Origin of the sequence: Tessaracoccus defluvii, from assembly GCF_014489575.1 — a bacterium.
Classification (GTDB): domain Bacteria; phylum Actinomycetota; class Actinomycetes; order Propionibacteriales; family Propionibacteriaceae; genus Arachnia; species Arachnia defluvii.
Genome location: NZ_CP060789.1, coordinates 3037174 through 3059122 on the forward strand (window position 1 = coordinate 3037174; position 21949 = coordinate 3059122).

Below are 21949 nucleotides of genomic sequence, written 5' to 3' on the forward strand. Positions count from 1 at the left end.
GGAACGCGCGACGACGCGCGTCAGGGCACTGGGTGCCAGGGTGCGTGATGCGGTGCGGCGTGAATCGTCAGGCGAAACGCACGCGGGAGGCCGCGAGCTTGCCGGTGGCATTGAGATTCGATCCGGTCTGCAGTGTGATGAGAATCATGTTCGGGCCTCCTTCCTGTCGTTAAGGCGAAAGCAACAATAATCGCAATATCGGGGATCCGTCAAGCGATATGCGGTCATCAATTCCCGGAGGTCGGACTGTCCGTCGGTGAAGCGGTCGGCGAATCCTGGGCCGCGGAGGGCGACAGCAGGCCCGCTGAGGCCGAGACGCTGGGCGACTCCGAGCCCGTAGGCGTCACCGTGGGTTCCGTGGTTGGCGACTCCGAATCGGTGGGCGTCCCACTGGGATCCGGCGTGGGAGACGGAGAGTCCCCGGGCGACTCGGACGTGGAGGGGCTCGGTGACTCCGACGGCGAACCCGTCGGGCTCGGCGACGGCGAACCTGTCGGGCTCGGCGACGGCGAACCTGTCGGGCTCGGCAAGGGCGACTCGGACTCCGACGGGGAAGGGCTGGGCGTCGGGGACACGGAGGCCACCATGTCGTCCAGGTCGACGATCGACGGATCCCCGTTCAGCCAGGGCTCCGGATCGGTGCACCGGCCGTCCACGATGACTTCCAGGTGCAGGTGGCAGCCGGTCGAGTACCCCGTGCTGCCGACGCGACCGATGCCGTCGAGCGTGTCGATCCGCTGGCCCACGCGCACACCGATCGAGGAGAGGTGGTTGTACGTGGTGACGACGCGATGCCCCTGCATCATTCCGTGGTCGACCTTGATCTGGACGCCGTTGCCGCCGGCCCAGCCGGTGAACACAACGACACCAGGCGCCGCTGCGCCGACCGGCGTACCACAGCTGACAGCGGTGTCGAGTCCCGTGTGGAGCTTCCAGACCCGCAGCACCGGATGGAACCGCAACCCGAACGGCGAGGATCTGCGCCCCGAGACGGGGCGTGTCAGGAGCCTGCCGGGTGCGGCAGTCGAGACCTTCGACAGCTGTTCGACGCGGATCGTCGACGGCGCCGTCGGCACGGGCACCACCTCGACGGAGCTGGCCTGGGCCACTTCGGGGATGACGGCGGTGAAGGGGTCGAAGCCGGGGAGCGAGTCGGCGTCGAGGGAGTCGAGACCGGACGAGTTGAAGGGCAGTGCCGTCCTCACGGGGAGGTCGGGCAGAGCGCGGGTGACGCTCAGCTCGTCGTGCGTCGTCACGACCGGCGCGGGCACCGCCTGGAGTGTTTCCTCATCTTCGGGTGTAGCGAGCGAGGCCACCGCCACCATGCCGCACGCGACCGCGGCGGCAAGAACAGCCGTCAGTCCGCGCACCACCATGTTCGACCCCCCAGTCGACCGGGAACCTACCTATGCAAACACGGTTGGCCGCCCAATGGAAGGGCTTGGGCGAATTGCGCGCCCTCACACGGTGGATCCTCGGCTCAGGAGGCCCTGAACCTGATCGTCAGGTCGGCGGAGACGTCGACATCCTCTGGGTCAAGGCGGATCGAGGGCACCGAACCGCCGATCTCCATGAACATGGCCGCCTTCCCCGCTCCGCGGTAGACCTGCCGCCCGTTGTCCTGAACGGAGGCGACTGTCACCGTGGTGAAGCCGCCGGCCTCGGCGATCCAGGTGGCCCTGGTGGTGGCGTCGGCGTGGGCGGCGCGCAACGCCTCCGGCTGCAACCGTCGCATCGTCTCCTCGCGGAGTTCCCAGGAGACGTGGTTCACGTTGACGCCCTCCGCGACCGACAGCCCACCCAGGACGTCGCCGAGGCGCGACAGATCGTCGAACGTCACCGTGCCGCGGACCTCCGCCACGTGCTGCGTCTCCCCCTGCCGTCCGCGATCGTCGTGCAGCACGTTCGTCCACATGCGCAGGTTCGACAGCCTGAGATCGCGGCCGGCTCCGTCGGCGATCGCTGCGGTCAGGGCGTCACGGACCTGGTCGACGATGGCCGCCGTCCTGGCGACGATGTCGGCGCGGTCGGTTCCGGTCAGGGAGACGGTGAGCGAGACGACGGCGCATTCGGCGGGAAGCTTGAGCTCGCTGGCGCCGGTGACAGTGATCTTCATGGCGTCATGCTAGGGCGACGGGGCCGGACCACGCGGCGGCCGGTGGGAATCGTCAGCCGTAGGTGTCGCGCGGGCCGCGGCCCTGCACGGACCGGGGGCCCTTCTTCCAGCTGGGCGCCTGCGGGCCGCGGAAGTCGACGCGCAACACGGTCGCCTCCCCGAGCGAGTCGTTCAGCCGGGCCACGAGCTGCGACGCCGCGTAGCGCATGGCCTGCGCCCACGCCGTCGTGTCGCACTCGACGACGAGCAGACCCTTCTCGTAGTGCACCGGTCGGGAGTGCTCGGCGTTCGCCTCCCCGACGAGGTCCGGCCAGCGCCGCAACACGGTCGACAGGTTGATGCGCTTCTTCCAGCCGCGGTCGCGGACGATCTGGTCGAGGACGTCGCCGACGAGCTGGGGATCGCGTTCGTCGGGATGGGCGCCGGAGCGCTGCTCGTCGAAGACCCGGGGAGTGCGTCGGACGGGCCGGACGGGCTTCGGCTCGGGCAACTGGACGCCGTACTCGGCGGCCTCGACGGCCGCGCGCGCGATCTCGGACGCCAGGTCAAGACCCGTCGGGTCGTGCTCGTCCGCGTCCATGCCGCGAGCCTACCCGCCCACGGTCAGGTCACAGGGCGCTGACGGTGCCCGCGTCGACCCGGAACCGGCGCTCGGCCGGGAAGTCCGGCACGTCTACGCCCACCGCGGCCGTGATCAGCACCTGCTCGACGTCGGCGACGACCTCCGCCAGCCGCTCCCGGCGGGACGTGTCGAGCTCGGCGAACACGTCGTCGAGGACGAGCACCGGCTCGGTCCCGTCTGCCCGGACCAGCGCGTAACCGCCTAGCCTCAGCGCCAGTGCCAGCGACCAGCTCTCCCCGTGCGACGCGTACCCCTTTGCGGGAAGGTCGCCGATGAACAGGTCGATGTCGTCGCGCTGCGGCCCGACCAGCGTGACCCCACGCTGCAGCTCATCGCGGCGGCGCGCGGCCATCGCGTCGAGGAGCCGCACGGCCAGCTCGCCGCGCACATCCGCGGCTTCGGTGACGCCGTCGAGATCGAGGCCGGTCCGGTACCGGGCGTCGACCTGGTTGTTGACCGGCGCGATCGTCTCGTAGGCCCGCTGGGCGTGCGGGAGGACGTCGGCCAGCGTGTCGAGCCGGGCGTGCAGGAGCTCAGCGCCGATCGTCGCGAGCTGCTCATTCCAGACCGCGAGCGTGACCTCCTCGTCGCCCCCGCTCGACATCCTGGAGCGGCCCGACATGGCCTTGAGCAGGGCGTTTCTCTGCTTCAGCACCCGGTCCAGGTCCTGTCTCACCCCGACCATCCGCGGCCAGCGCGTCGTCACGAGGGAATCGAGCCAGCCGCGACGATCCGACGGGTCTCCGCGCACGATGCTCAGATCCATCGGCGAAAACACGACGGTGCGCAGGGCTCCGACCAGGTCGCGGGGCCGCTGCAGCGGCGCCCGGTTGAGCCGGGCGACGTTCGAACGTCCGTTGGCGACCTCGAGCTCGAGCAGGATCAGCCGCGGATCCTCACGGCTCGCCTGCACCCTGGCCCGCAGGATCGCCGACTCGGCGCCGGCGCGGATCAGCGGAGCCGTGGCCGACACGCGGTGCGACGACATCGTCGACAGGTACTCGACCGCCTCGACGAGGTTCGTCTTGCCCTGCCCGTTGGAGCCGACGAAAACGGTGACGCCGGACGTCAGCTCGAGTGACGCGGCGTGGTAGTTCCGGAAGTCGGTCAGGGACAGCTCGGTGACGAACACGTGGGCGTCGTCAGTCCTTCGCGGGGGTCACGGCGTGGCCGCCGAACTGGTTGCGCATCGCGGCGACCATTTTCATGGCGGGGGAATCGTCCTGCCTGGAGACGAACCGCGCGAACAGGCTGGCGGCGATCGTCGGCACGGGGACGGCGAGATCGACGGCGGCGTTGACGGTCCAGCGCCCCTCGCCGGAATCCTCCGCGTAGCCGTCGATGTCCTCGAGGTGGGGATCGGTCTCCAGCGCGCGGACCATCAGGTCGAGCAGCCAGGACCGGATGACGGTGCCCTCCCGCCACGACTCGAACACTTCCGGCACGTTCGTGACGACGTCGGAGGCCTCCAGCAGCTCCCAGCCTTCGGCGTAGGCCTGCATGAGCCCGTACTCGATGCCGTTGTGGACCATCTTGGTGAAGTGGCCGGCGCCGTGGGCGCCCGCGTGGACGAGGCCGAACTCGCCGGCGGGCTTGAGCGCCTGGAAGACAGGTTCCGCGATGGCATAGGCCTCCTGCGGGCCCCCGACCATGAGCGCGTAGCCGTTCTCCAGTCCCCAGACACCGCCGGAGGTGCCGACGTCCAGGAAGTGGATGCCGGCCTCACCGAGGTAGGCGGCGTGCCGGGCGTCGTGGGTCCACTTGGAGTTGCCGCCGTCGATGACCACGTCACCGGGCGCCAAGAGCGGCCGGAGCGTCTCGATCAGCGGGGTGACCGCGTGGATCGGGACCATGAGCCACACGACGCGCGGGCCGTCGCCGAGTCCGGCGACCAGCGCCGCTTCGTCGACGACGTCCGACAGGTCGGGATTGTGGTCGAGGCCGAGCACCTCGATCCCGTTGCGGCGCAACCGCTCGCGCATGTTGCCGCCCATCTTGCCGAGGCCGATGAGTCCGATTCGCATGATCCCTCCCAGGGCCGGGCGCAACGTCAGTTGGGCAGGCGCATCAGCATGATCACGTGCCGGTAGTCGACGAGCGGGTCGCCGTCGACGGTGGCGAGCCCCATGATCAGGCAGGGCTTGCCGGGCAGCGTGAACGAGAAGTGCGCGTACGGGGCGTCGAGCGCGGTGAGCGCGTCGAGCAGGTAGTGCGGGTTGAAGCCGGCGTCTGTGATCGACTGCTCGTCGCCCACGATGTCGACCTGGGCCTCGATCGCCTCGGAGGCCTGCGCCTGGTCGCCGGTGGCGGCCTCGAGGGCGATGTGGTCCTCGTTGATGCGCATCCGGAGCGGGGTGTTGCGCTCCGCGACGAGCGAGACTCGCTTGACGGCGGCCAGCAGGTCGGCGGTGTTGACGCGGACGGAGACGGTCGCGTTGACGTCCATCAGGTGGCGGACCTTCGGGAACGCCTGGCTCAGCAGACGGGTGGTCGCCTCACGAGATCCCTTCGCCCCCTCACCGATGAAGCCGGCGACGCCTTCGCCCTCGGCCTCGGTGGTCGACAGCGAGATAGTGACGTCGTCACCCGAGGTCATGGACTTCGCTGTGTCAGCCAGCACCTTGCCGGGGACGAGCACGTTGCCCTCGACGCCCGGGGCAGAGGGGTTCCAGGTCAGTTCCTTGAGCGCCATCCGGTAGCGGTCGGTGGCCAGTAGCGACAGGGATTCGCCGTTGATCTCGATCTTGACGCCCGTGAACACCGTCAGAAGCTCGTCACGGCCGGCGGCGACGAACACCTGACCGACGGCCTTTTCGAAGGTGCTGGCGTCGACGGTCCCGGTCTGGGTCGGCATGTCCGGCAGCGAGGGGTACTCGTCGACGGGAAGCGTCTGCAGGGTGAACCGGGCCTGGCCGCAGGTCAGTTCGACCTTCGAGTGGTCGGCGACCATGTCGACCGGCTTGTTCGGAAGCGACCGCGCGATGTCGGAGAGCAGCCGGCCGGAAACGAGGACCGTGCCCTCGTCGGACACGCTCGCCGGGAGCGTCACCTTCGCGGAAGTCGTGGTGTCGAAGCTGGAGAGGGTCAGGCCGTCGCCGTCCGCCTCCAGGAGCATGCCAGCCAGGATCGGTGCGGTGGGGCGGTTCGGGAGGCTACGCGCCACCCACGCCACTGCATCGGCCAGGGCATCGCGCTCTACTCGGATCTTCACGAAGCTCTCCCTTGATTTTCGGCGGTCACAGGCTCGTCGCCTGCATCATAGCCGGGGCCGTGGCGACGCGCTCCCCCCGTGGTGATCGTCATAGGTCTGCTGCTCGTTCTGTGCCCGGTGGTGTGCCGGAGCGGCGACCTGTCCACACCTCTGACTTTGAAGAGCTTTGGATTCTTGTTATTTACGTAGTACTCATAGGGGCTGTGGATCCTGTGGGTAATCCTCATAATGCCTAGCCAAGTGGGTTTCGATCCTGTGGATCTCCTGTGCACGGGACGGAAACTACAATCTTGTGGTTTGTGGACGACGGAGGGGCGAAAAGTTGTCCACAGTTCCATCCCCAGCTTGTCAGGTCCGTTATGCCCGGCCGGTGCACAGGCCTCGGTCACCTCTCGCGCCACGTGAACCCGCCACGTCCTGTGCACGAATCTCCGTGGAGCCGCGGCTGTGTGCATATCGCCACAGTGGCGGCCTGAGCCAGCCGAATGCACGCCAGAGCCAGATTCATGCACGCGGCGACGGTGTTGGCGGCGAGACGGCCGGTGCGCTGCCTGCAGCCGACGAGTCCCACGGGCTCCCCGAGCGCGACGAGCCCCAGGACGTGGCGTGCAGGGCGCCGGGACTGCCTGAGACGTCAGGACTGCTTGATCTGGTTCGTCAGCTCAGTGACCTGCGTGTACAGCGACCGGTCGACGCCGATCTTCTCGCCGATCTTCCTGACGGCGTGCAGCACCGTCGAGTGGTCACGGCCACCGAACTGGGCGCCGATCTTCGGCAGCGACAGCTCCGTCAGCTCGCGGCACAGGTACATGGCGACCTGGCGGGCCGACGCGATGTTCGCGACCCGGCTCGGGCCGGTGAGGTCCTCGAGCGAGATCCCGAAATAGCGGGCGGACGCGGTCATGATCGTCTGCGCATCGACGGGGGCCGCGTCCTCGGGCATGAGGTCGTGCAGGACCTCCTCCGCGAGCGCGAGTGTCATCTCCTGCTGGTTCAGGCTTGCGAGAGCGGCGACGCGGGTCAGCGCCCCCTCCAACTCGCGGATGTTCGTCGGGATGCGGGAGGCGATCAGCTCCAGCACCTGCGTGCCGGCGGTGAGCCGCTGCGATGCGACCTTCTTCCGGAGGATCGCGATGCGCGTCTCGAGGTCCGGCGGCTGGATGTCGGTCATCAGTCCCCACTCGAAGCGCGACCGGAGCCGCGGCTCGAGCGCCTCCAGCAGCTTGGGGGGACGGTCGGAGGTCATCACGATCTGCTTCTGCGCGTTGTGCAGCGTGTTGAACGTGTGGAAGAACTCCTCCTGCGTCTGGATCTTCGACTCCAGGAACTGGATGTCGTCGACCAGCAGGACGTCGACGTCGCGGTACGAGCTGCGGAACTCCGCGGTGCGGTTCGAGGAGATGGCGTTGATGAAGTCGTTCGTGAGCTCCTCGGTGGAGACGTACTTCACCCGGAGCTGCTCGTAGTAGCTGCTCACGTAGTGGCCGATCGCGTGCAGCAGGTGCGTCTTGCCGAGGCCGGACGGACCGTAGATCATCAGCGGGTTGTACGACTTGCCGGGGGTCTCGGCGACGGCGGCCGCGGCGGCATGCGCAAATCTGTTGGAAGAACCCGCGACGAAGGATTCGAATGTGTAGCGTGGGTTGAGGCGCAGCTCTTGGGGCTTCGAGCGAGGAAGCATCGGCTGCGGCGGCAGGTCCTCCGGCGGTGCGGGGGCCACGATGTCTTCGACGACGAGGTCGGGCATGATCATCACCGCGAGATGGGTGGGTTGTCCACAGATGTCGCTGAGCTGTGTCTCCAGCCCCTGACGCAGCCTGGTCTCGATGCGCTCACGCGTCGTCTCGTCGATGACGCCGAGCATCAGCGTGCTTCCATGCATGTCCACAGGTCGCGTTCGCCGTAGCCAGGCGCGGTTTTGGATGTCCGAGGTGGCGATCACCTGCTGCCACAGACCCTGGAGGTCCGGGATCGACGGTTCGCTCACCACACCCGCTTCCTGACGGCCACCTCGTGATCCGCCTCATTGCTCATCCACAAGACTGTCCACAACAGGGTATAACCATACGAGCGGGTACACATACCCGCCCCAGGTTGTGGATAACCGTGTTGGGCTCCGTCGAAACTAGTGCTCTTGTGGGAAGACCGCAAGAAGAAAACCGCGACACGCCGGGGAACCTACTGGACTACATCGGTGTTATTTGCTTAGGTCCCCGCCGGGTTTGGATATCCGGGCCGTCCGCACGTATCGTTGACCAGTCGCCACTGAGGCGAACACTTCCCCCTGCCCAGCCGGGCAGTTGTCAACATTCGAACTTTGAGGGAGTAATCCCATGAGCAAGCGCACTTTCCAGCCGAGCAACCGTCGCCGCAGCCGTACCCACGGCTTCCGCGCCCGGATGCGCACCCGCGCCGGTCGTTCCATCCTGAGCGCCCGTCGCCGCAAGGGTCGCGTCGAGCTGTCGGCCTGAGCCTTCGGCACCCCGTGCTCCCCAGGCCTCATCGCCTTAAGCGGCCGAGCGAGTTCTCTGCCGCCGTTCGGCGAGGGTCACGGGCCGCGACCCCTTCGGTCGTGGTGCACGTCCGGCCGATCGACGAACAGGATCCACCCGCTACCCGGGTGGGTTTTGTCGTCTCCAAGAAGGTCGGCAACGCCGTCACACGCAACCGCGTGAAGCGGCGACTTCGTCATATCGTCAGGGGCTACATGCCGACTGTGGGAACCGACGTCGTCGTGCGGGCTCTGCCCGACGCCGCACGGTGCCCCGAGCGCCTCGAGGACGACCTGCGGGACGCCTGGCGTCGCGCACACCGGAAGGCCGGCTCATGCTGAAGCAGCCGCTGATCTGGTTCGTGAAGGGCTGGCGGCGGTTCATCTCCCCCATGTACGGGGATGTGTGCAAGTACCACCCCACGTGCTCCGCCTACGGGCTACGGGCGCTGGAGGTTCACGGTGCCGTCAAGGGGGTCGGCCTGATCATCGGCCGCCTCGCGCGGTGCCACCCGTGGTCGATGGGCGGAGTCGACTACGTGCCGGGAGCCCGGAGGCGGAGGCCTGGAACTCGCAACGATCGCAGGATGAGCGGGACGAACAGTCCCGGGGCAAGGTTGAGGTGGCTTAAGTGCTCGACATTCTTCTCGAGACGGCTGGATTCTGGGACGGCATCTACGGGGTGCTCTCCGCCATGATGCAGCCGCTGTACTGGGCCGTCTCCGGAATCCTCGTGTTCTTCCACTGGGCGTTCACGCCCCTGCTGGGCCCTGACTCCGGCTGGACCTGGGCCCTGTCGATCATCATGCTGACGGTGGTCATCAGGACCCTGCTGATCCCGCTCTTCGTCAAGCAGATCAACTCCGCCCGCAGCATGCAGCTCCTGCAGCCGCGGATGGCCGAGCTCCAGAAGAAGTTCGGGCACGACCGCGAGCGGCTCGGCCAGGAGACGATGCGCCTCTACCAGGAGGAGGGCGTCAACCCCATGGCCTCCTGCCTGCCGATGCTTCTCCAGATGCCGATCTTCATCTCCCTGTTCCGTGTGCTGGAGGGCGTCTCGTCCGGCAACGTGCGCGGCCAGTGGCTGAAGGACCGGCCCGAGCTCGTGGCCTCCCTGCAGGACGCGACCATCTTCAACGCCGGGCTCGCTGACCGCGTGTTCCCGATCGAGCAGTTCGGCGCCACGCAGGTCGTCGGCATCATCCTCGTGATCGCGATGGTCGGCGTCTTCTTCATCACCCAGCTCCAGCTGATGCGCAAGAACATGCCGCCGGAGTCGCAGACCGGCCAGGCCGCGCAGATGCAGAAGATGATGCTGTACTTCTTCCCGGTGGTGTATGCGGCGTCGTCCGTTGTCATCCCGATCGGTGTGCTCGTGTACTGGCTGACCTCGAACACCTGGACCATGGCCCAGCAGGCCATCCTCATCCGCAACAACCCGGCTCCGAACACCCCGGCGTACATCGACTGGGAGGAGCGGATGCTGGCCAAGGGCAAGGACCCGCAGGCCATCATCAACGCCCGCGCCGAGAAGCGTCGCCGCACCAAGAAGAACCCAGCCGCCACGAGCCGCACCGTCGCCGGTGCGGAGACGGCGACCGTCACGGTCGAAGGCGAGGAGACGCCGGAGGTGAAGCCGACGGTGACGCGCCAGCAGGTGACGCGTCAGGTCGTCCGGACGACCGAGGACGGGAAGCGCGTCGTCGCGCGACAGCAGCCGAAGGCCCAGAGCCGCTCCGAGCGGCGCACCAAGTAGCTTGAACCCGGCCCTGTGGGCCCTATGAGAGGACAGTGGCATGTCTAGCCATGAAACCGATGCGGAACTCCTGGCCGAGGGCGATCTGGTCGCCGACTATCTCGAGGAGCTCCTCGACATCGCAGATCTTGATGGGGACATCGAGAACTCGATCAAGGACGGCCGGGCGTTCATCGCCATCGACACCGAGTCCGAGCGGCTCGTCGGGAAGGAAGGCGAGGTCCTCGACGCGCTGCAGGAGCTGTCGCGGCTCGTCGTCATGACCGAGACGGGGCACCGTTCCCGCCTGATGGTCGACGTCGCTGGCTACCGCGACCGGCGCCGTGCCGAGCTCCTGGTCATGGCCAAGGATGCGATCGCAGCCGTTCAGGAGAGCGGGGAGCCGGTCCGGCTGGCGCCGCTGAACGCCTACGAGCGGAAGATCGTCCACGACGAGGTCGCCGCTGCTGGTCTGGTCTCCGAGTCGGAGGGTGAGCCGCCGGCGCGTCGCGTCGTCGTGCGTAAGCAGTGACCGGCGACATCACCGGCGAGGACGTGGCGCGCGAAGGGCTCGCCGCGTCGCTCGACAGGCAAAGCTATGAAGCGCTAAGTCAATATGTCGATATATTGGCTGGTCGGGGTCTCGAGTGGGGTCTCCTGGGACCCCGCGAGGGCGACCGCCTGTGGCAGCGCCACATTGGCAACTCACTGGCGCTCGGTGATGTGCTCGGCCGGGGCATGGAGATCGCCGACGTCGGCAGCGGGGCCGGCCTTCCCGGCCTCCCCCTGGCGATCGCGAGGCCTGACCTGAAGGTCACCCTCATCGAGCCGCTCCTGCGACGCTTCAACTTCTTGACCCTGGCTGTGGAGGAACTGGGCCTGGGCGACCGGGTCGAGGTGCTGCGGGCCCGCGCGGAGGAGACGAAGCGGACGTTTGACGTCGTCGTCTGTCGCGCGGTCGCGCCGCTGGATCGTCTGGTGAAGTGGACCTCTCCCCTGTTCCCGGACGGTGCGCTCGTTGCGCTCAAGGGATCGACGGCGGAGGAAGAGGTTCGGCAGGCCTCTAAGTTCCTGTCGAAGCAGAGGCTGACAACAGAGATTCTGGAGCTCTCCGGAGGCCCTGGAGTGGAGCCCACGCGGGCGATCCGCGTCACGAGGTTCTGACCCGAGCGCCGGTTGCGCCACGGTGCGGCTGGTGACCGAGAGACGTTCACCGCGGCGTCGCGGTCGCCGCTCCGGTAGCTCTTGATCGGGCCGGCTTCGGAGGCCGTGCACGGTCAATGGCCTGTGCGCTGGGGGTTCGCACGGGTGGCCGTGGCGGTGCCAAACGGCGTGCTCGATGGGTTCGGGTCGAGGGCTGAGGGGCCCGTTGTGGGCGCCCTAGGAGGACGAGGACGTCTACCCAGCGCGCCAAGCAGCCGGGGGCGCTCCACTGGGCCGGTGTGCCCTGCAGCGGGTGATCATCGACCCGATGGCGTCAGTGGTGGCAGCTGTGCCCGTCGCGGGTGGCGTCTGATGGGTGGAGACGAAGTACGGGCACGGCCAGCTGCCTTCCGGAGCGGAGCGTTGAGCGGTGGTGCAGCCTCTGCAGAGATGAATGATCCCGGTCCGGTCGCGTAGAGACCCAGGGAGACCGGCGTCGACGCTGTGTCGCAGGGCTGAACGTGCCACCGGGGAGGTCCTGGACCAGAGACGGAGGCTGAGCCGCGACGAGTTCCTCGGTCACACGCGTAGGTGGGAGACACGACCGTCGGCGAAGCCGGCGATGTCGGAGAGTTGGGATCACGCGAGTGTGTGAGAGAGACATGTGGATGGCGGCGGCAGGACACTACAGTCGGGGTGCGGCCGGGCCCTGTCTGCGCGGTGCCGGTAGTGAGATGCAGGTTCCTGGCAGGATTGGATGACGGTCCTGTGGGGTGGAAGAACGCGGTGGGCCGGCGCCGATGTGTTTCACGTGGAACGTGAGAGACAGATAGACCTAACAATAAAAAGCTTAGCCGTTATATCGACATACCGATAGGTGTCCGTAAGGAGCCAACGGGTCTCTCCGATGCTGTGGAGCGGGTGCGACTGCCCTGAGCATCCTCGAGGGTGCTCGGCGGTGGAAATCGCTACGAGTGGCCGGAACGCTCGGCTCGGGACTCGGTTCCTGAGGAGTGAGCGGCAGTGAGCGTCTCGAAGGACGACAGTTCAGGCCCTTCGACAGGCTCAGGGACCGGATTCCTCCAGTTCTTGAGGTACGAGAGGCAGTGAGCGTCTCGAAGGACGACAGTTCAGGCCCTTCGACAGGCTCAGGGACCAGATTCCTCCAGTTCTTGAGGTGCGAGCGGCAGTGAGCGTCTCGAAGGACGACAAGCTTAGGCCCTTCGACAGGCTCAGGGAACAAGGTTGCTCCGCTCCCTGAGGAGCGAGCGCCAGCGAGCGTCCCGAAGGGCGGTGGAGACCAGGTAGTCGTCAGATGTGAGCGTCCGCATTTCCTCCGTCCCCTCCAAAGGCGATGCCCGGAAACGGCAGAGACCGCCCGTTCCACGTGAAACGTCTGGGACTTCGAGAAGAGTGTTCCGGCTTCTGGGGCGCGTCGACCGACCGCCAAGAAGGTACAGTGAATCAGGCTCTGGCTCGCTCGGCTCCTGAGCAGCGAGCGGCAGCAAGCGTCTCGAAGGACGACAGGCTCAGGGATCGGTTCCTGAGGAGCGAGCGCGAGCGAGCGTCTCGAAGGACGACAAGCTTAGGCCCTTCGACAAGCTGAGGGACCAGGTGATGCCGACGCTGGTTCCTGAGGAGCGAGCGGCTGCGAGCGTCTCGACGGACAACATCGCCATTCCGCATCTCAGCTATGAACCTGTCGTGACTCTTGGGTAGAGTCGGCACGGATCACAGGAGGTCGTTCATGGCGTTGTTCTTTCGGAGACGAAAGCCGCACACCAGCCCGGAGGAGCCCTGGAAGGACCACGCGTCCGTTTCACGTGAAACGGGGCCTCGTCGCGCCGCAGTAGGCGACCACGACCCCGACGTCGACGAATATGGCGACGAACTCGCCCCACCCGCCCACGTCATCAAGCAGTTGCCGCGACCCACCGAGCCTCGCATCATCGTCGTCGCCAACCAGAAGGGCGGCGTCGGCAAGACCACCACCACGGTCAACCTCGCAACCGCTCTCGCCCTCGGCGGGCTCAACGTTCTCGTCGTCGACAACGACCCCCAGGGCAACGCCTCCACCGCCCTTGGCATCGAGCATTCCCCGGGCACCAAGGGGACCTACGAGGTCCTCATGGACGGCGTCGGCATCATCGAGCACGCACAGCCTTCCCCGCACTCCCCGAATCTTCACGTTCTCCCGGCCGCCATCGACCTTTCGTCAGCCGAACTCGAGCTCGTCAACGAGCGTGGACGCGAACATCGGATGCGTGACGCGATCAACCAGTACATCGAGGAATCCGGCGTTGACTACGTGTTCTTCGACTGTCCTCCATCGCTGGGCCTCCTCACGCTGAACGCGCTTGTCGCTTCCACCGAAATCCTCGTCCCCATCCAGACCGAGTACTACGCCCTCGAGGGACTCACACAGCTCCTCCGCACCATCGACCGCGTCAAGGGCAATCTCAACGACGACCTCGTGCTGAGCACCATCCTGCTCACCATGTACGACGGCCGCACCAATCTCTCCCGCGAGGTCGCGGACGAAGTGCGCAAACACTTCTCCGCCCAGACCCTCCCCGTGGAGATCCCACGCTCAGTCAAGATCGCTGAAGCCCCCAGCTTCGGCGAGACCGTGATGACCTACCAGGCACGCTCCGTGGGAGCCGTGGCCTACCAGGAGGCGGCCGAGGAGATCGCCCGCCGCGGAGCGCAGGAGGAGAGCTGACATGGCCGCAACTCGACAGACAGGACTCGGGCGGGGCCTCGGGGACCTCTTCGCGAAGACCGACGGTGAAAGCGAGGAGGCGCTGAAGGACGGATCCACCTTCGCGGAGATCCCGCTCACTCAGATCAGCCCCAACCCGCAGCAGCCACGCACCATCTTCGACGAGGAGGACCTCAGCGAGCTGGCCGCATCCGTCGGCGAGTTCGGCGTCCTCCAGCCCATCGTGGTCCGCAAGGCGGGCCGCTCCCGGTTCGAGATCGTGATGGGCGAGCGCCGCTGGCGGGCCTCGAAGCTCGCCGGTCGCGAGACCATCCCAGCGATCGTCCGGGGCACCGACGACACCGACCTGCTGCGTGACGCGCTGCTGGAGAACCTCCATCGCGCTGACCTCAACGCCATCGAAGAGGCACACGCCTATGCCCAGCTCCTGGCCGATTTCGGCTGCACCAAGGAGGAGCTCTCCCAGCGCATTCACCGTAGTCGGCCGCAGATCTCCAACACGCTGCGGCTCCTGAACCTCCCCACCAGGGTCCAGTCGAAGGTCGCCGCGGGCGTCATCTCGGCCGGCCATGCGCGGGCACTTCTGGGCCTCACTGACCCTGAACTCCAGGAACACCTGGCCGAGAGGATCGTCGCAGAGGGCCTGTCCGTCCGTTCCACGGAGGAGATCGTCGCGATGGGGCGGGGGACCGGTGCGTCAGGTCGCACCCGCACCCCCCGTGGGCCGCGGCAGCTCAGTGAGCGGGAACACGACCTGGGCAGTCGACTGAGCGACCACTTCGACACCAGGGTGAAGGTCAATATCGGCCGCAACAAGGGCAAGATCACGATCGAGTTCGCAAGCGGCGACGACCTGGACCGCATCGTGGCGATCCTCGACGGTACGACGATCTAGCGATAAGTACATTCGGAGATAAAGCAGTAAGTCGACAAAACGATGAATCGAGGAGACGACGTGGAGCCAGAGTCTGTTGAAGGGCGCACCGCCGAGGAACAAACCATCATCGAGCCGGAGGACGTCAAGGGGATTCGGTCCGCTCTCGTCCGCTACCGGGTGATGGCGTACGTCGTCGGAGTCCTGCTCGTCGTCCTCGTCCTCGTCGGCATGCCCTTGAAGTACATCTGGGGTGATGGCCGCGTCGTCGTCTGGACGGGCATCCCCCACGGCTGGCTGTACATGGTCCTGCTCATCACTGCGTACGACCTCGGGCGCAGGGTCGGCTGGTCGCTCAAGTGGTTCATCGCCATCATGGCCGCGGGAACCATCCCGTTCCTCTCCTTCGTGGCCGAACACTTCGCCACGAAGGACGTCCGCCGCCGGCTGGCGGAGGTTCCCGAGTCTCAGGCCTGAGCGACGCTCTCGTCGCCCACAGGCGCCTCAGAGGCATCGACGGCGTCGGCGGCCCTCGTCCTGCGCGCCTCGGCCCGCGCCGCGTCGACGGCGAAGCCGCGGGCCGAGTACACCCCGAACGCGATGGCCCCGACGGCGAACACCCACCACTGGAGCGCGTAGCCACGGTGCGTGGGAGAGCCTCCCACTTCCGGGAGGAGCAGCGAGGCCTCTCCGAGCCCCTGCTCTGCTGAGGCGGCGGCGTCCAGGGTGACGTAGCCGCCCACGAGGGGTGCGGGCCACTCCTGCGCCAGCTCCTGCAGCCGGACGGTGCCCAGGTCGGCCCCTGTGGCCGGCGCGTCGGTGGCTGTCAGGTCGGACGAGAGAAAGATCCCCATGACGTCCTGCTGGCCCGACGGCGGCGCCGCGGGCCCGGCATCCTCCTCCACGGTGCCGCGGACGACCGTCACGTACCGCCCGTCGTCCATGCGCAGCAACGTCGCCACCCGAAGCGGAGGCGCCTGGCCCACCAGAACCTGGTAGTTGGCGTCGTAGGTGCCACTGAGGGTCACGCGGCGGCCGTAGATGTCCGCGATCTGTCCATCGTCTGCGATCTGCTCCGCCAGTGACTCGGGCGGGAGTGCCGCCCGCTCCGCCGAGACGTCACGCGTCGACTCCTCATAGGAGCCCATCTGCCAGACGCCCAGACCGACCATGACCCCCGCGACCAGGCACCCGGCCCCGACGGCGAGCGTCTGTTTGGTGCGCAGCTTCATGTCAGTTCCGCACCAGGTCGATGAGCCCCGCGAACACGTTGCCGAGGGTGCGATCCGCGGCCTCGATGGCGAGCGGGGCGAGGGACGTCTCCGTCATCCCCGGGGCGACGTTCGCCTCCAGGAACACCGGTTCCCCGTCGCGGACGATGATGTCGATGCGGGAGAGGTGTCGTAGCCCGAGCGCGCGATGGGCCGCGACGGCCAGTGCCCCGGCGGCGTCGAGCGACGCCTCCGACAGGTTGGGGGGAGTCACGAAGCGGGTGGCGCCGGCGGTGTAGCGCGACTCGTAGTCGTAGACACCCGACACGGGGATGATCTCGACGGCGGGGAGCGCGTACGGGCCCTCGCCCTCGTCCAGCACCGTGACGGCGATCTCCGTGCCCTCGATGTACGACTCGACTACGGCAGTGGGCCCGTAGGCATAGGCGGCGACGAGCGACGCGGGCAGGTCGGACGCGTCGGCGACCTTAGCGACGCCCAGCGCCGAGCCGCTCCGCGAGGGCTTGACCATCAGCGGGTAGCCCAGCTGGGCTCCGATGCCGTCCATCAGCGCCCCAGCGCCCAGCTCGCGGAAGATGTCGTGTGGCAGCGCGATCTGGTCGGGCGTCCTGATCCCGGCGGCGCGGACCACGGCGGTGGCGATCGACTTGTCGAACGTGAGCCGTGACGCGGCCCCGGACGGGCCGATGAACGGGATGCCCAGGACACCGAGCACCTCCCGCAGCGCGCCGTCCTCTCCCAGGCCGCCGTGCAGCATCGGTACGACGACGGGGTCGGGCGTCCCCTTCAGGAGCGCCACCAGGTCGGCGTTGACGTCGGTCTCCACGACCTCGCGGCCCACGTCGCGTAGCGCCTGGGCCACTCGTCTTCCGGATCGCAGCGAGACGTCGCGCTCGTGGCTCAGACCGCCTGCGATGACGATGACCGTCATTGTCCTCAACTCCTCGTCACGTGAGCTCCGGACCGGGACCGGCCGGGCGTCGGGTGCCGGGCAACGGATGGCCCGTGCGCACCCCGAAGGTGTTCATCACTTCGAGCTCGTGGCGGACGACGTCCGCGAACCGCTCGACGCCGACCCGGATCCGATCCGGCGGCGGGAAACAGTAGGAGAGGCGCACGTTGCGGGCGCCCTGCCCATCGGCGTAGAACGCGCCACCGGGGACGTACGCGACGCGGGCGTCGACCGCTCTGGGCAGCATCGCCTGCGTGTCGAGCCCTTCAGGCAGCGTCACCCAGACGAAGAAGCCGCCCGCGGGGTGCGTCCAGCTGGTGCCCGACGGCATCTCGGAGGCCAGCGCGTCGAGCAGCGTGTCGCGACGCTCGCGGTACATGTCCTTGAAGACGGTGATCTGGTGCTGCCAGTCGTGGTGGGTGAGGTAGTTCGCGATGGCGAACTGGCTGAACACCGGGGGCACAGGGTGGCCGACTCCTGAGCAAGCACCAGCTTCTCGCGCACCGCGTGCGGGGCCAGCACCCAGCCGACACGGAAGCCGGGGGCGAACGTCTTGGAGAAGGAGCCGAGGTAGATGACGTTCTCATCGAAGGATCGGATGGCGGGCACCGGCTCCGCGTCGAGCGCCAGGAGCCCGTACGGGTTGTCCTCGACGACGATGACGCCGGCGTCCGCGCAGGTCGCGGCCACCTCCACCCGGCGCTCCAGCGGCTGCGTCACGCCCGCCGGGTTGGAGAAGTTCGGGATCGTATACAGGAACTTGACGCGCTTCCCGTCGGCCTTCAGCCGGGCGATCGTCTCGCGGAGCGCCTGCGGGTCGATGCCGTTCTCGTCGCTGACCACGTGCACCACCTCGACCTCGTAGCTGAGGAAGGTTCCCAGCGCCCCCACGTACGACGGTGACTCGGCCAGCACCACGTCGCCCGGATCGCAGAAGATGCGCGTGACGAGATCGAGCCCCTGCTGGGAGCCGGCGGTGATGGCGATGTCGTCGGGGTGGGCCGAGATCCCCTCGAGGGCCATGACCTCGACGATCCGTTCCCGGATGACGGGCTCGCCCTGGCCGGAGCCGTACTGCATGACCTGCATGCCGTGCTGGGCGACCATCTCAGCGAACGAGTCGCCGATCGCCGGCAGCGGGAGGTCCTTGATGTTGGGCATGCCCCCGGCCAGCGACACGATCTCCGGCCTGTTGGCCACTGCGAACAACGCCCGTACTGCCGAGACGCGCATGCCGTTGGTGCGCTGCGAGTAGCTGTCGACGAACTGGTCGAGCCGGGTGTCGTGGCGGTGTTGGTCGGTCACGGGAGTCTGCCTAGTAGTTGGTGGTTCCGCCACCCTAGCTGGTGGCACTAGGGGGTGACGGCGCTCTCAAACTCGTCCAGCATGGCGAGCAGGGACGGCTGCGTCAGGGTGCCCTGGATGGAGATGAGGATGAGGACGGTGTCCTTGACGACACGGCCGCAGCCGGGCAGGGACGAGTCGACCGACGTGCCGCAGAGGGTCTTGTCTCCCTCCTCCGTCGGTTCCTGGGCCTCGGCGGCGATGCCGGCGTCGTCGAGGCGTCCGGTCAGGTCGGACTCGGGCCACGTCATGATGAACAGGACCTCGTTGGCGCCGTCCTTGTAGGCCGCGTGCACGATCCGCTGCGCCGTCGGGTCAGGAACCTGGCTGGATTCGGTCTCGCCGCGGACGAAGGCGCCGACCTGGATCGGCGGATCGAGGATGAGCTTGGGCGTGGGAGTGGGTGATGCCGAACCGCGCGGCGCGAAGCCGCCGCCGAAGAGGACACCGAGGAGCATCGCGGCGATCAGCAGCACGCCGAGCGCGGCGATCCCGCCGACCTTGACGGCCGGAGGGAGGGGCGGCTGCCCGGAGGCCTGGTGCAGGCCCCCGCTCGCCTTCCACTGGCCCCGCTGCGGGGGAGTGGACACGCTGCTGGGATCCATCATCAGACCAGTTCGTCGATCGCCTTCTTCAGCGCATTCTTCGTCTTGCCGCCGGACAGCGACTTGGTCACCCGACCGCCCTGGAAGAACTGCAACGTCGGCAGCGAGAGAACGCCCTGTTCGGCCGCGAGGCCGGGGTTCGCGTTGGTGTCGACCTTCACGAACTTCACGTTCGGGTACTCCCGGCTGAGTTCGTCGATGATCGGCGCAATCTGCTTGCACGGCGAGCACCAGTCGGCCCAGTAGTCGACGACGACCAGTCGGTCGGCCATCAGCACCTCATCGACGAAGGTCTTGTCGGTCACGTCGGTCACTGCCACGATGTCGTTCTCCTGTTTCGGCGGTCTGGCGGCCAAGTTTACTGCGCGGCGTCCGCTGCGCCCACGAGCTCGCCGCGGTCCGCGACGGCCTGGAGGTAGCGTTCGGCGTCGAGGGCGGCGGAGCAGCCGGAGCCGGCGGCCGTGATGGCCTGACGGTAGGTGTGGTCCACGAGGTCGCCGCACGCGAACACGCCCGGCAGGTTGGTGGCGGTCGAACGGCCGTCGACAAGGACGTATCCCTCGTCGTCGAGCCCGATCTGCCCCTTCACGAGCTCGGAGCGCGGGTCGTGGCCGATGGCGATGAACAGCCCGTTCACGTCGACGTCCCTGGTCTCACCGGACAGGGTGTCGCGGAGCGTGACGGAGGAGACGGTCGGGTCGCCGTTGATGGCGACGACCTCGGAGTTCCAGGCGAAGGAGATCTTCGGATCGCGCTCGGCCCGCTCGATCATGATCTTCGAGGCGCGGAACTCGTCGCGACGGTGGATGATGACGACGCTGCTGCCGAAGCGGCTCAGGAAGGTGGCCTCCTCCATCGCGGAGTCGCCGCCGCCGACGACGGCGATCGGCTTGTCGCGGAAGAAGGCGCCGTCGCAGGTGGCACACCAGGAGACGCCGCGGCCGGAGAGACGGTCCTCGTCGGCCAGCCCGAGGCGGCGGTAGCCGGAACCCATGGCGAGGATGACGGACTTGGCGCGGTACTCGACGTCGTCGGAGTCCTTGACGATCTTCACGTCGCCGGTGAGGTCGACGGCGGTGACGTCGTCGGTGATGAGCGTCGCGCCGAACCGCTCGGCCTGGGCCCGCATCTTCGACATCAGGTCGGGGCCGTCAACGCCCTCGGGGAAGCCGGGGAAGTTCTCGACCTCGGTGGTGTTCATCAGGGCGCCGCCGGAGTCGAGCGCGCCCTCGAAGATCACCGGCTTCAGGTTCGCCCTGGCGGCGTAGATGGCGGCGGTGTAGCCGGCCGGGCCGGAGCCGATGATGATGACTTCGTGGATCGTGGACATTGCTTCCTCTCGCGTGGCCGGACCCATCCTAGGCGCTCGATCCAGGAGCAGCGGCTTCCCCGACGGCGAACGGGTCTTGATTCCGGCGGGCGGGCGGCGTGCAATGGCCCCATGGATCGGCAGCCAGGACGTGCCCCCGTCAGCGACATCGTCGTGGACGACTCCGCCTGCGAGTCCGACGACCTCGCCTTCTGCGGCGGCGTCCAGGTGACGGTGCCCGGCGCGTCCGCGTGGGGCGATCTCGTGGACCGCGCCGTCGACGAGGGGTGGGTCGGGATCGAAGCGCTGGGCGGCGTCCGTGGAACCGTCGCCGACGCCGTCCGGGACAACGCCCGCGCGCATGGTCAGGCCGTGGCCGACACCCTCGCGTCGGTCCGCACGTGGGACCGGCAGTCAGACGCGCAGCGGACCTTCGCCGTCGCCGACTGTCGCGTGGACGGCGACGCCCCGCTGCGCACGCGGCTGCCCGACGGCAGGGAGCGCTTCGACATCCTGGACGCCACATTCCTCTTCCGCCAGGGCGACCTGACGGCCCCCATCCACGACGAGGGGCTGGCCGAACGACTCGGCATCGGGCCCGGCGGCCGGGCGACGTTGGTCGCCCTCCGCGACGCGGCTCAGTTCTTCCAGGAGGACCGGTAGGCGAACGCCGCGTCGACGGCCTCCATCGGAACCTCCTCGAGCGTGGCCCAGCGCCACTTCGGGGAGTTGTCCTTGTCGTCCAGCAACGCACGCACGCCCTCGACGAAGTCGCCGTTGGGGATGACGGTCTCGGCAAGGCGCAGGTCCTGGTCCAGGACCTCGCCCAGATTCAGCCGCTGCGCCCGGATGAGGGCCCGCAGCGTCACGTGGACGGCGAACGGGGAACGGGCGCGGAGCTCGGCGCCCGCGGCGCGGGCACGCTCGTCGGGATGCGACTCGAGCGCGCGGACGATCTCGACCGCGTCGTCGGAGGCGTAACACTCCTCTATCCACGTCTGCGAGGGGTCGAACAGCGGGGCCTCGAGGACGCCGTCGCCGGACTCATCAGCCAGGTTCAGGAGCAGCGCGTCGCCGCCGTTGAAGCGGGCAGACGTCAGCGCGATGTGGCGGCCGACGGCGCCGGCGCGCGAGAGCTGATGCATGATGCCGACGTCGGGGATGATGCCGATCTTCGTCTCCGGCATGGCCATGACGGTGTCCGAGTAGACGATGCGTCGGTCGGCGTGTGCGCCGAGGCCGAGGCCGCCGCCCATCGTGATCCCCCGCATGTGGGTCGTGATCGGCTTGGGGTAGTTCGCGATCATCATGTCGAGCGCGTACTCGGTCTCCAGGAAGTGGAGCCAGGGGCCGCCGGAGCGGACGACGGACGCCAGGGTGCGCACATCGGCACCGGCGCAGAAGCCGCGATCGCCGGCGGCGACGATCTCCACCGCCGTCACGTCGTCGTCCTTCACCCACGCGGACAGGCTGGTGTACATCGCCAGCATCATCGGCTCGTCGAGGGCGTTGATCACCTGCGGCCTGTTGAGGGTGATGCGGGCGATGCCGTCGGTCACGTCAGTCAGGATGAGTTCGGACATGCGCGCAACA

At 67.8% G+C, this 21949-nt stretch carries 23 protein-coding genes and 1 pseudogene; 10 read left to right on the top strand and 14 right to left on the bottom strand.

Annotated elements, in window-relative coordinates:
• Positions 1-227 precede the first annotated feature (227 nt).
• The 7 genes from H9L22_RS14435 to dnaA form a co-directional block, all read right to left on the bottom strand.
• A complete protein-coding gene (locus tag H9L22_RS14435; RefSeq protein WP_187720523.1) occupies positions 228-1376 on the bottom strand; it encodes a M23 family metallopeptidase in 1149 nt (382 codons plus the stop codon).
• Between the two features lie 104 nt (positions 1377-1480).
• Positions 1481-2116 (bottom strand): SIMPL domain-containing protein, encoded by a 636-nt coding sequence (locus H9L22_RS14440; RefSeq protein WP_187720524.1) that lies wholly within the window; start codon positions 2114-2116, stop codon positions 1481-1483.
• 52 nt (positions 2117-2168) lie between these two features.
• Complete coding sequence (locus tag H9L22_RS14445; protein WP_187720525.1) at positions 2169-2696, bottom strand: DUF721 domain-containing protein; 528 nt, start codon at positions 2694-2696, stop codon at positions 2169-2171.
• A 28-nt stretch (positions 2697-2724) separates the two neighbouring features.
• On the bottom strand, positions 2725-3870 hold the full coding sequence (gene recF, locus H9L22_RS14450) for a DNA replication/repair protein RecF (RefSeq protein WP_187720526.1): 1146 nt from the start codon (positions 3868-3870) through the stop codon (positions 2725-2727).
• 10 nt (positions 3871-3880) lie between these two features.
• On the bottom strand, positions 3881-4762 hold the full coding sequence (gene gnd, locus H9L22_RS14455) for a phosphogluconate dehydrogenase (NAD(+)-dependent, decarboxylating) (RefSeq protein WP_187720527.1): 882 nt from the start codon (positions 4760-4762) through the stop codon (positions 3881-3883).
• A gap of 26 nt (positions 4763-4788) precedes the next feature.
• Positions 4789-5949: a DNA polymerase III subunit beta gene (dnaN, locus tag H9L22_RS14460; RefSeq protein ID WP_187720528.1), complete on the bottom strand. Its 1161-nt coding sequence runs from the start codon at positions 5947-5949 to the stop codon at positions 4789-4791.
• 634 nt (positions 5950-6583) lie between these two features.
• Entirely contained in the window at positions 6584-7939 is a 1356-nt protein-coding gene (gene dnaA, locus H9L22_RS14465) for a chromosomal replication initiator protein DnaA (RefSeq protein ID WP_406707791.1), read from the bottom strand.
• A gap of 343 nt (positions 7940-8282) precedes the next feature.
• Between dnaA and rpmH the strand changes: the two genes are divergently transcribed.
• The 9 genes from rpmH (at position 8283) to H9L22_RS14510 (ending at position 15391) form a co-directional block, all read left to right on the top strand.
• A complete protein-coding gene (rpmH, locus tag H9L22_RS14470) occupies positions 8283-8420 on the top strand; it encodes a 50S ribosomal protein L34 (RefSeq protein WP_077686880.1) in 138 nt (45 codons plus the stop codon).
• Positions 8421-8434: 14 nt separating this feature from the next.
• Positions 8435-8782, top strand: coding sequence for a ribonuclease P protein component (gene rnpA / locus H9L22_RS14475; protein ID WP_187720530.1), 348 nt, complete (start codon positions 8435-8437; stop codon positions 8780-8782).
• A gap of 50 nt (positions 8783-8832) precedes the next feature.
• Entirely contained in the window at positions 8833-9138 is a 306-nt protein-coding gene (gene yidD, locus H9L22_RS20550; RefSeq protein WP_406707834.1) for a membrane protein insertion efficiency factor YidD, read from the top strand.
• On the top strand, positions 9135-10196 hold the full coding sequence (yidC, locus tag H9L22_RS14485) for a membrane protein insertase YidC (protein WP_406707835.1): 1062 nt from the start codon (positions 9135-9137) through the stop codon (positions 10194-10196). The genes yidD and yidC overlap by 4 nt, the downstream gene beginning before the upstream one ends.
• A 40-nt stretch (positions 10197-10236) precedes the next feature.
• On the top strand, positions 10237-10707 hold the full coding sequence (locus H9L22_RS14490; RefSeq protein WP_187720532.1) for a Jag family protein: 471 nt from the start codon (positions 10237-10239) through the stop codon (positions 10705-10707).
• Positions 10704-11339 carry a 16S rRNA (guanine(527)-N(7))-methyltransferase RsmG gene (rsmG, locus tag H9L22_RS14495; protein ID WP_226965885.1) on the top strand — a complete coding sequence of 212 codons (636 nt, stop codon included), beginning with the start codon at positions 10704-10706 and terminating at the stop codon, positions 11337-11339. The genes H9L22_RS14490 and rsmG overlap by 4 nt, the downstream gene beginning before the upstream one ends.
• Positions 11340-13065: 1726 nt before the next feature.
• Positions 13066-14040 carry a ParA family protein gene (locus tag H9L22_RS14500; RefSeq protein ID WP_187720533.1) on the top strand — a complete coding sequence of 325 codons (975 nt, stop codon included), beginning with the start codon at positions 13066-13068 and terminating at the stop codon, positions 14038-14040.
• Between the two features lies 1 nt (position 14041).
• Positions 14042-14935, top strand: a complete 894-nt coding sequence (locus tag H9L22_RS14505; RefSeq protein WP_187720534.1) for a ParB/RepB/Spo0J family partition protein — start codon at positions 14042-14044, stop codon at positions 14933-14935.
• Positions 14936-14995: 60 nt separating this feature from the next.
• Positions 14996-15391 carry a DUF3817 domain-containing protein gene (locus H9L22_RS14510; protein ID WP_226965886.1) on the top strand — a complete coding sequence of 132 codons (396 nt, stop codon included), beginning with the start codon at positions 14996-14998 and terminating at the stop codon, positions 15389-15391.
• Here the strand turns inward: H9L22_RS14510 and H9L22_RS14515 are convergent.
• The 6 genes and pseudogenes from H9L22_RS14515 to trxB form a co-directional block, all read right to left on the bottom strand.
• Positions 15382-16146: an SURF1 family protein gene (locus tag H9L22_RS14515; RefSeq protein WP_187720536.1), complete on the bottom strand. Its 765-nt coding sequence runs from the start codon at positions 16144-16146 to the stop codon at positions 15382-15384. The two genes, H9L22_RS14510 and H9L22_RS14515, sit on opposite strands and share 10 nt — an antisense overlap.
• 1 nt (position 16147) lies before the next feature.
• Positions 16148-17077, bottom strand: coding sequence for a D-alanine--D-alanine ligase family protein (locus tag H9L22_RS14520; protein ID WP_187720537.1), 930 nt, complete (start codon positions 17075-17077; stop codon positions 16148-16150).
• Positions 17078-17093: 16 nt separating this feature from the next.
• Positions 17094-18436: pseudogene (locus H9L22_RS14525) on the bottom strand (aminotransferase-like domain-containing protein).
• Between the two features lie 14 nt (positions 18437-18450).
• Positions 18451-19032: a hypothetical protein gene (locus H9L22_RS14530; RefSeq protein ID WP_187720538.1), complete on the bottom strand. Its 582-nt coding sequence runs from the start codon at positions 19030-19032 to the stop codon at positions 18451-18453.
• A 17-nt stretch (positions 19033-19049) separates the two neighbouring features.
• Positions 19050-19367, bottom strand: a complete 318-nt coding sequence (trxA, locus tag H9L22_RS14535; RefSeq protein WP_406707792.1) for a thioredoxin — start codon at positions 19365-19367, stop codon at positions 19050-19052.
• Between the two features lie 38 nt (positions 19368-19405).
• Positions 19406-20404 (bottom strand): thioredoxin-disulfide reductase, encoded by a 999-nt coding sequence (gene trxB, locus H9L22_RS14540; RefSeq protein WP_406707793.1) that lies wholly within the window; start codon positions 20402-20404, stop codon positions 19406-19408.
• 84 nt (positions 20405-20488) lie between these two features.
• On the opposite strand from trxB, the gene H9L22_RS14545 reads away from it, so the two are divergent.
• Positions 20489-21019 (top strand): UDP-N-acetylmuramate dehydrogenase, encoded by a 531-nt coding sequence (locus tag H9L22_RS14545; protein WP_187720540.1) that lies wholly within the window; start codon positions 20489-20491, stop codon positions 21017-21019.
• Here H9L22_RS14545 and H9L22_RS14550 read toward each other — a convergent pair.
• Positions 20995-21939, bottom strand: a complete 945-nt coding sequence (locus H9L22_RS14550) for an enoyl-CoA hydratase/isomerase family protein (protein ID WP_187720541.1) — start codon at positions 21937-21939, stop codon at positions 20995-20997. The genes H9L22_RS14545 and H9L22_RS14550 overlap by 25 nt on opposite strands.
• Positions 21940-21949: the final 10 nt, after the last annotated feature.

What these genes read in the sequence shown, in the direction of transcription:
- H9L22_RS14435 (WP_187720523.1), bottom strand. Translation starts at nt 1,376, where the DNA reads ATGGTGGTGCGCGGACTGACGGCTGTTCTTGCCGCCGCGGTCGCGTGC.
- H9L22_RS14440 (WP_187720524.1), bottom strand. Translation starts at nt 2,116, where the DNA reads ATGAAGATCACTGTCACCGGCGCCAGCGAGCTCAAGCTTCCCGCCGAA.
- H9L22_RS14445 (WP_187720525.1), bottom strand. Translation starts at nt 2,696, where the DNA reads ATGGACGCGGACGAGCACGACCCGACGGGTCTTGACCTGGCGTCCGAG.
- gnd (WP_187720527.1), bottom strand. Translation starts at nt 4,762, where the DNA reads ATGCGAATCGGACTCATCGGCCTCGGCAAGATGGGCGGCAACATGCGC.
- rpmH (WP_077686880.1), top strand. Translation starts at nt 8,283, where the DNA reads ATGAGCAAGCGCACTTTCCAGCCGAGCAACCGTCGCCGCAGCCGTACC.
- yidD (WP_406707834.1), top strand. Translation starts at nt 8,833, where the DNA reads ATGTACGGGGATGTGTGCAAGTACCACCCCACGTGCTCCGCCTACGGG.
- yidC (WP_406707835.1), top strand. Translation starts at nt 9,135, where the DNA reads ATGATGCAGCCGCTGTACTGGGCCGTCTCCGGAATCCTCGTGTTCTTC.
- H9L22_RS14490 (WP_187720532.1), top strand. Translation starts at nt 10,237, where the DNA reads ATGTCTAGCCATGAAACCGATGCGGAACTCCTGGCCGAGGGCGATCTG.
- H9L22_RS14500 (WP_187720533.1), top strand. Translation starts at nt 13,066, where the DNA reads ATGGCGTTGTTCTTTCGGAGACGAAAGCCGCACACCAGCCCGGAGGAG.
- H9L22_RS14505 (WP_187720534.1), top strand. Translation starts at nt 14,042, where the DNA reads ATGGCCGCAACTCGACAGACAGGACTCGGGCGGGGCCTCGGGGACCTC.
- H9L22_RS14515 (WP_187720536.1), bottom strand. Translation starts at nt 16,146, where the DNA reads ATGAAGCTGCGCACCAAACAGACGCTCGCCGTCGGGGCCGGGTGCCTG.
- H9L22_RS14520 (WP_187720537.1), bottom strand. Translation starts at nt 17,077, where the DNA reads ATGACGGTCATCGTCATCGCAGGCGGTCTGAGCCACGAGCGCGACGTC.
- trxB (WP_406707793.1), bottom strand. Translation starts at nt 20,404, where the DNA reads ATGGGTCCGGCCACGCGAGAGGAAGCAATGTCCACGATCCACGAAGTC.
- H9L22_RS14545 (WP_187720540.1), top strand. Translation starts at nt 20,489, where the DNA reads ATGGATCGGCAGCCAGGACGTGCCCCCGTCAGCGACATCGTCGTGGAC.
- H9L22_RS14550 (WP_187720541.1), bottom strand. Translation starts at nt 21,939, where the DNA reads ATGTCCGAACTCATCCTGACTGACGTGACCGACGGCATCGCCCGCATC.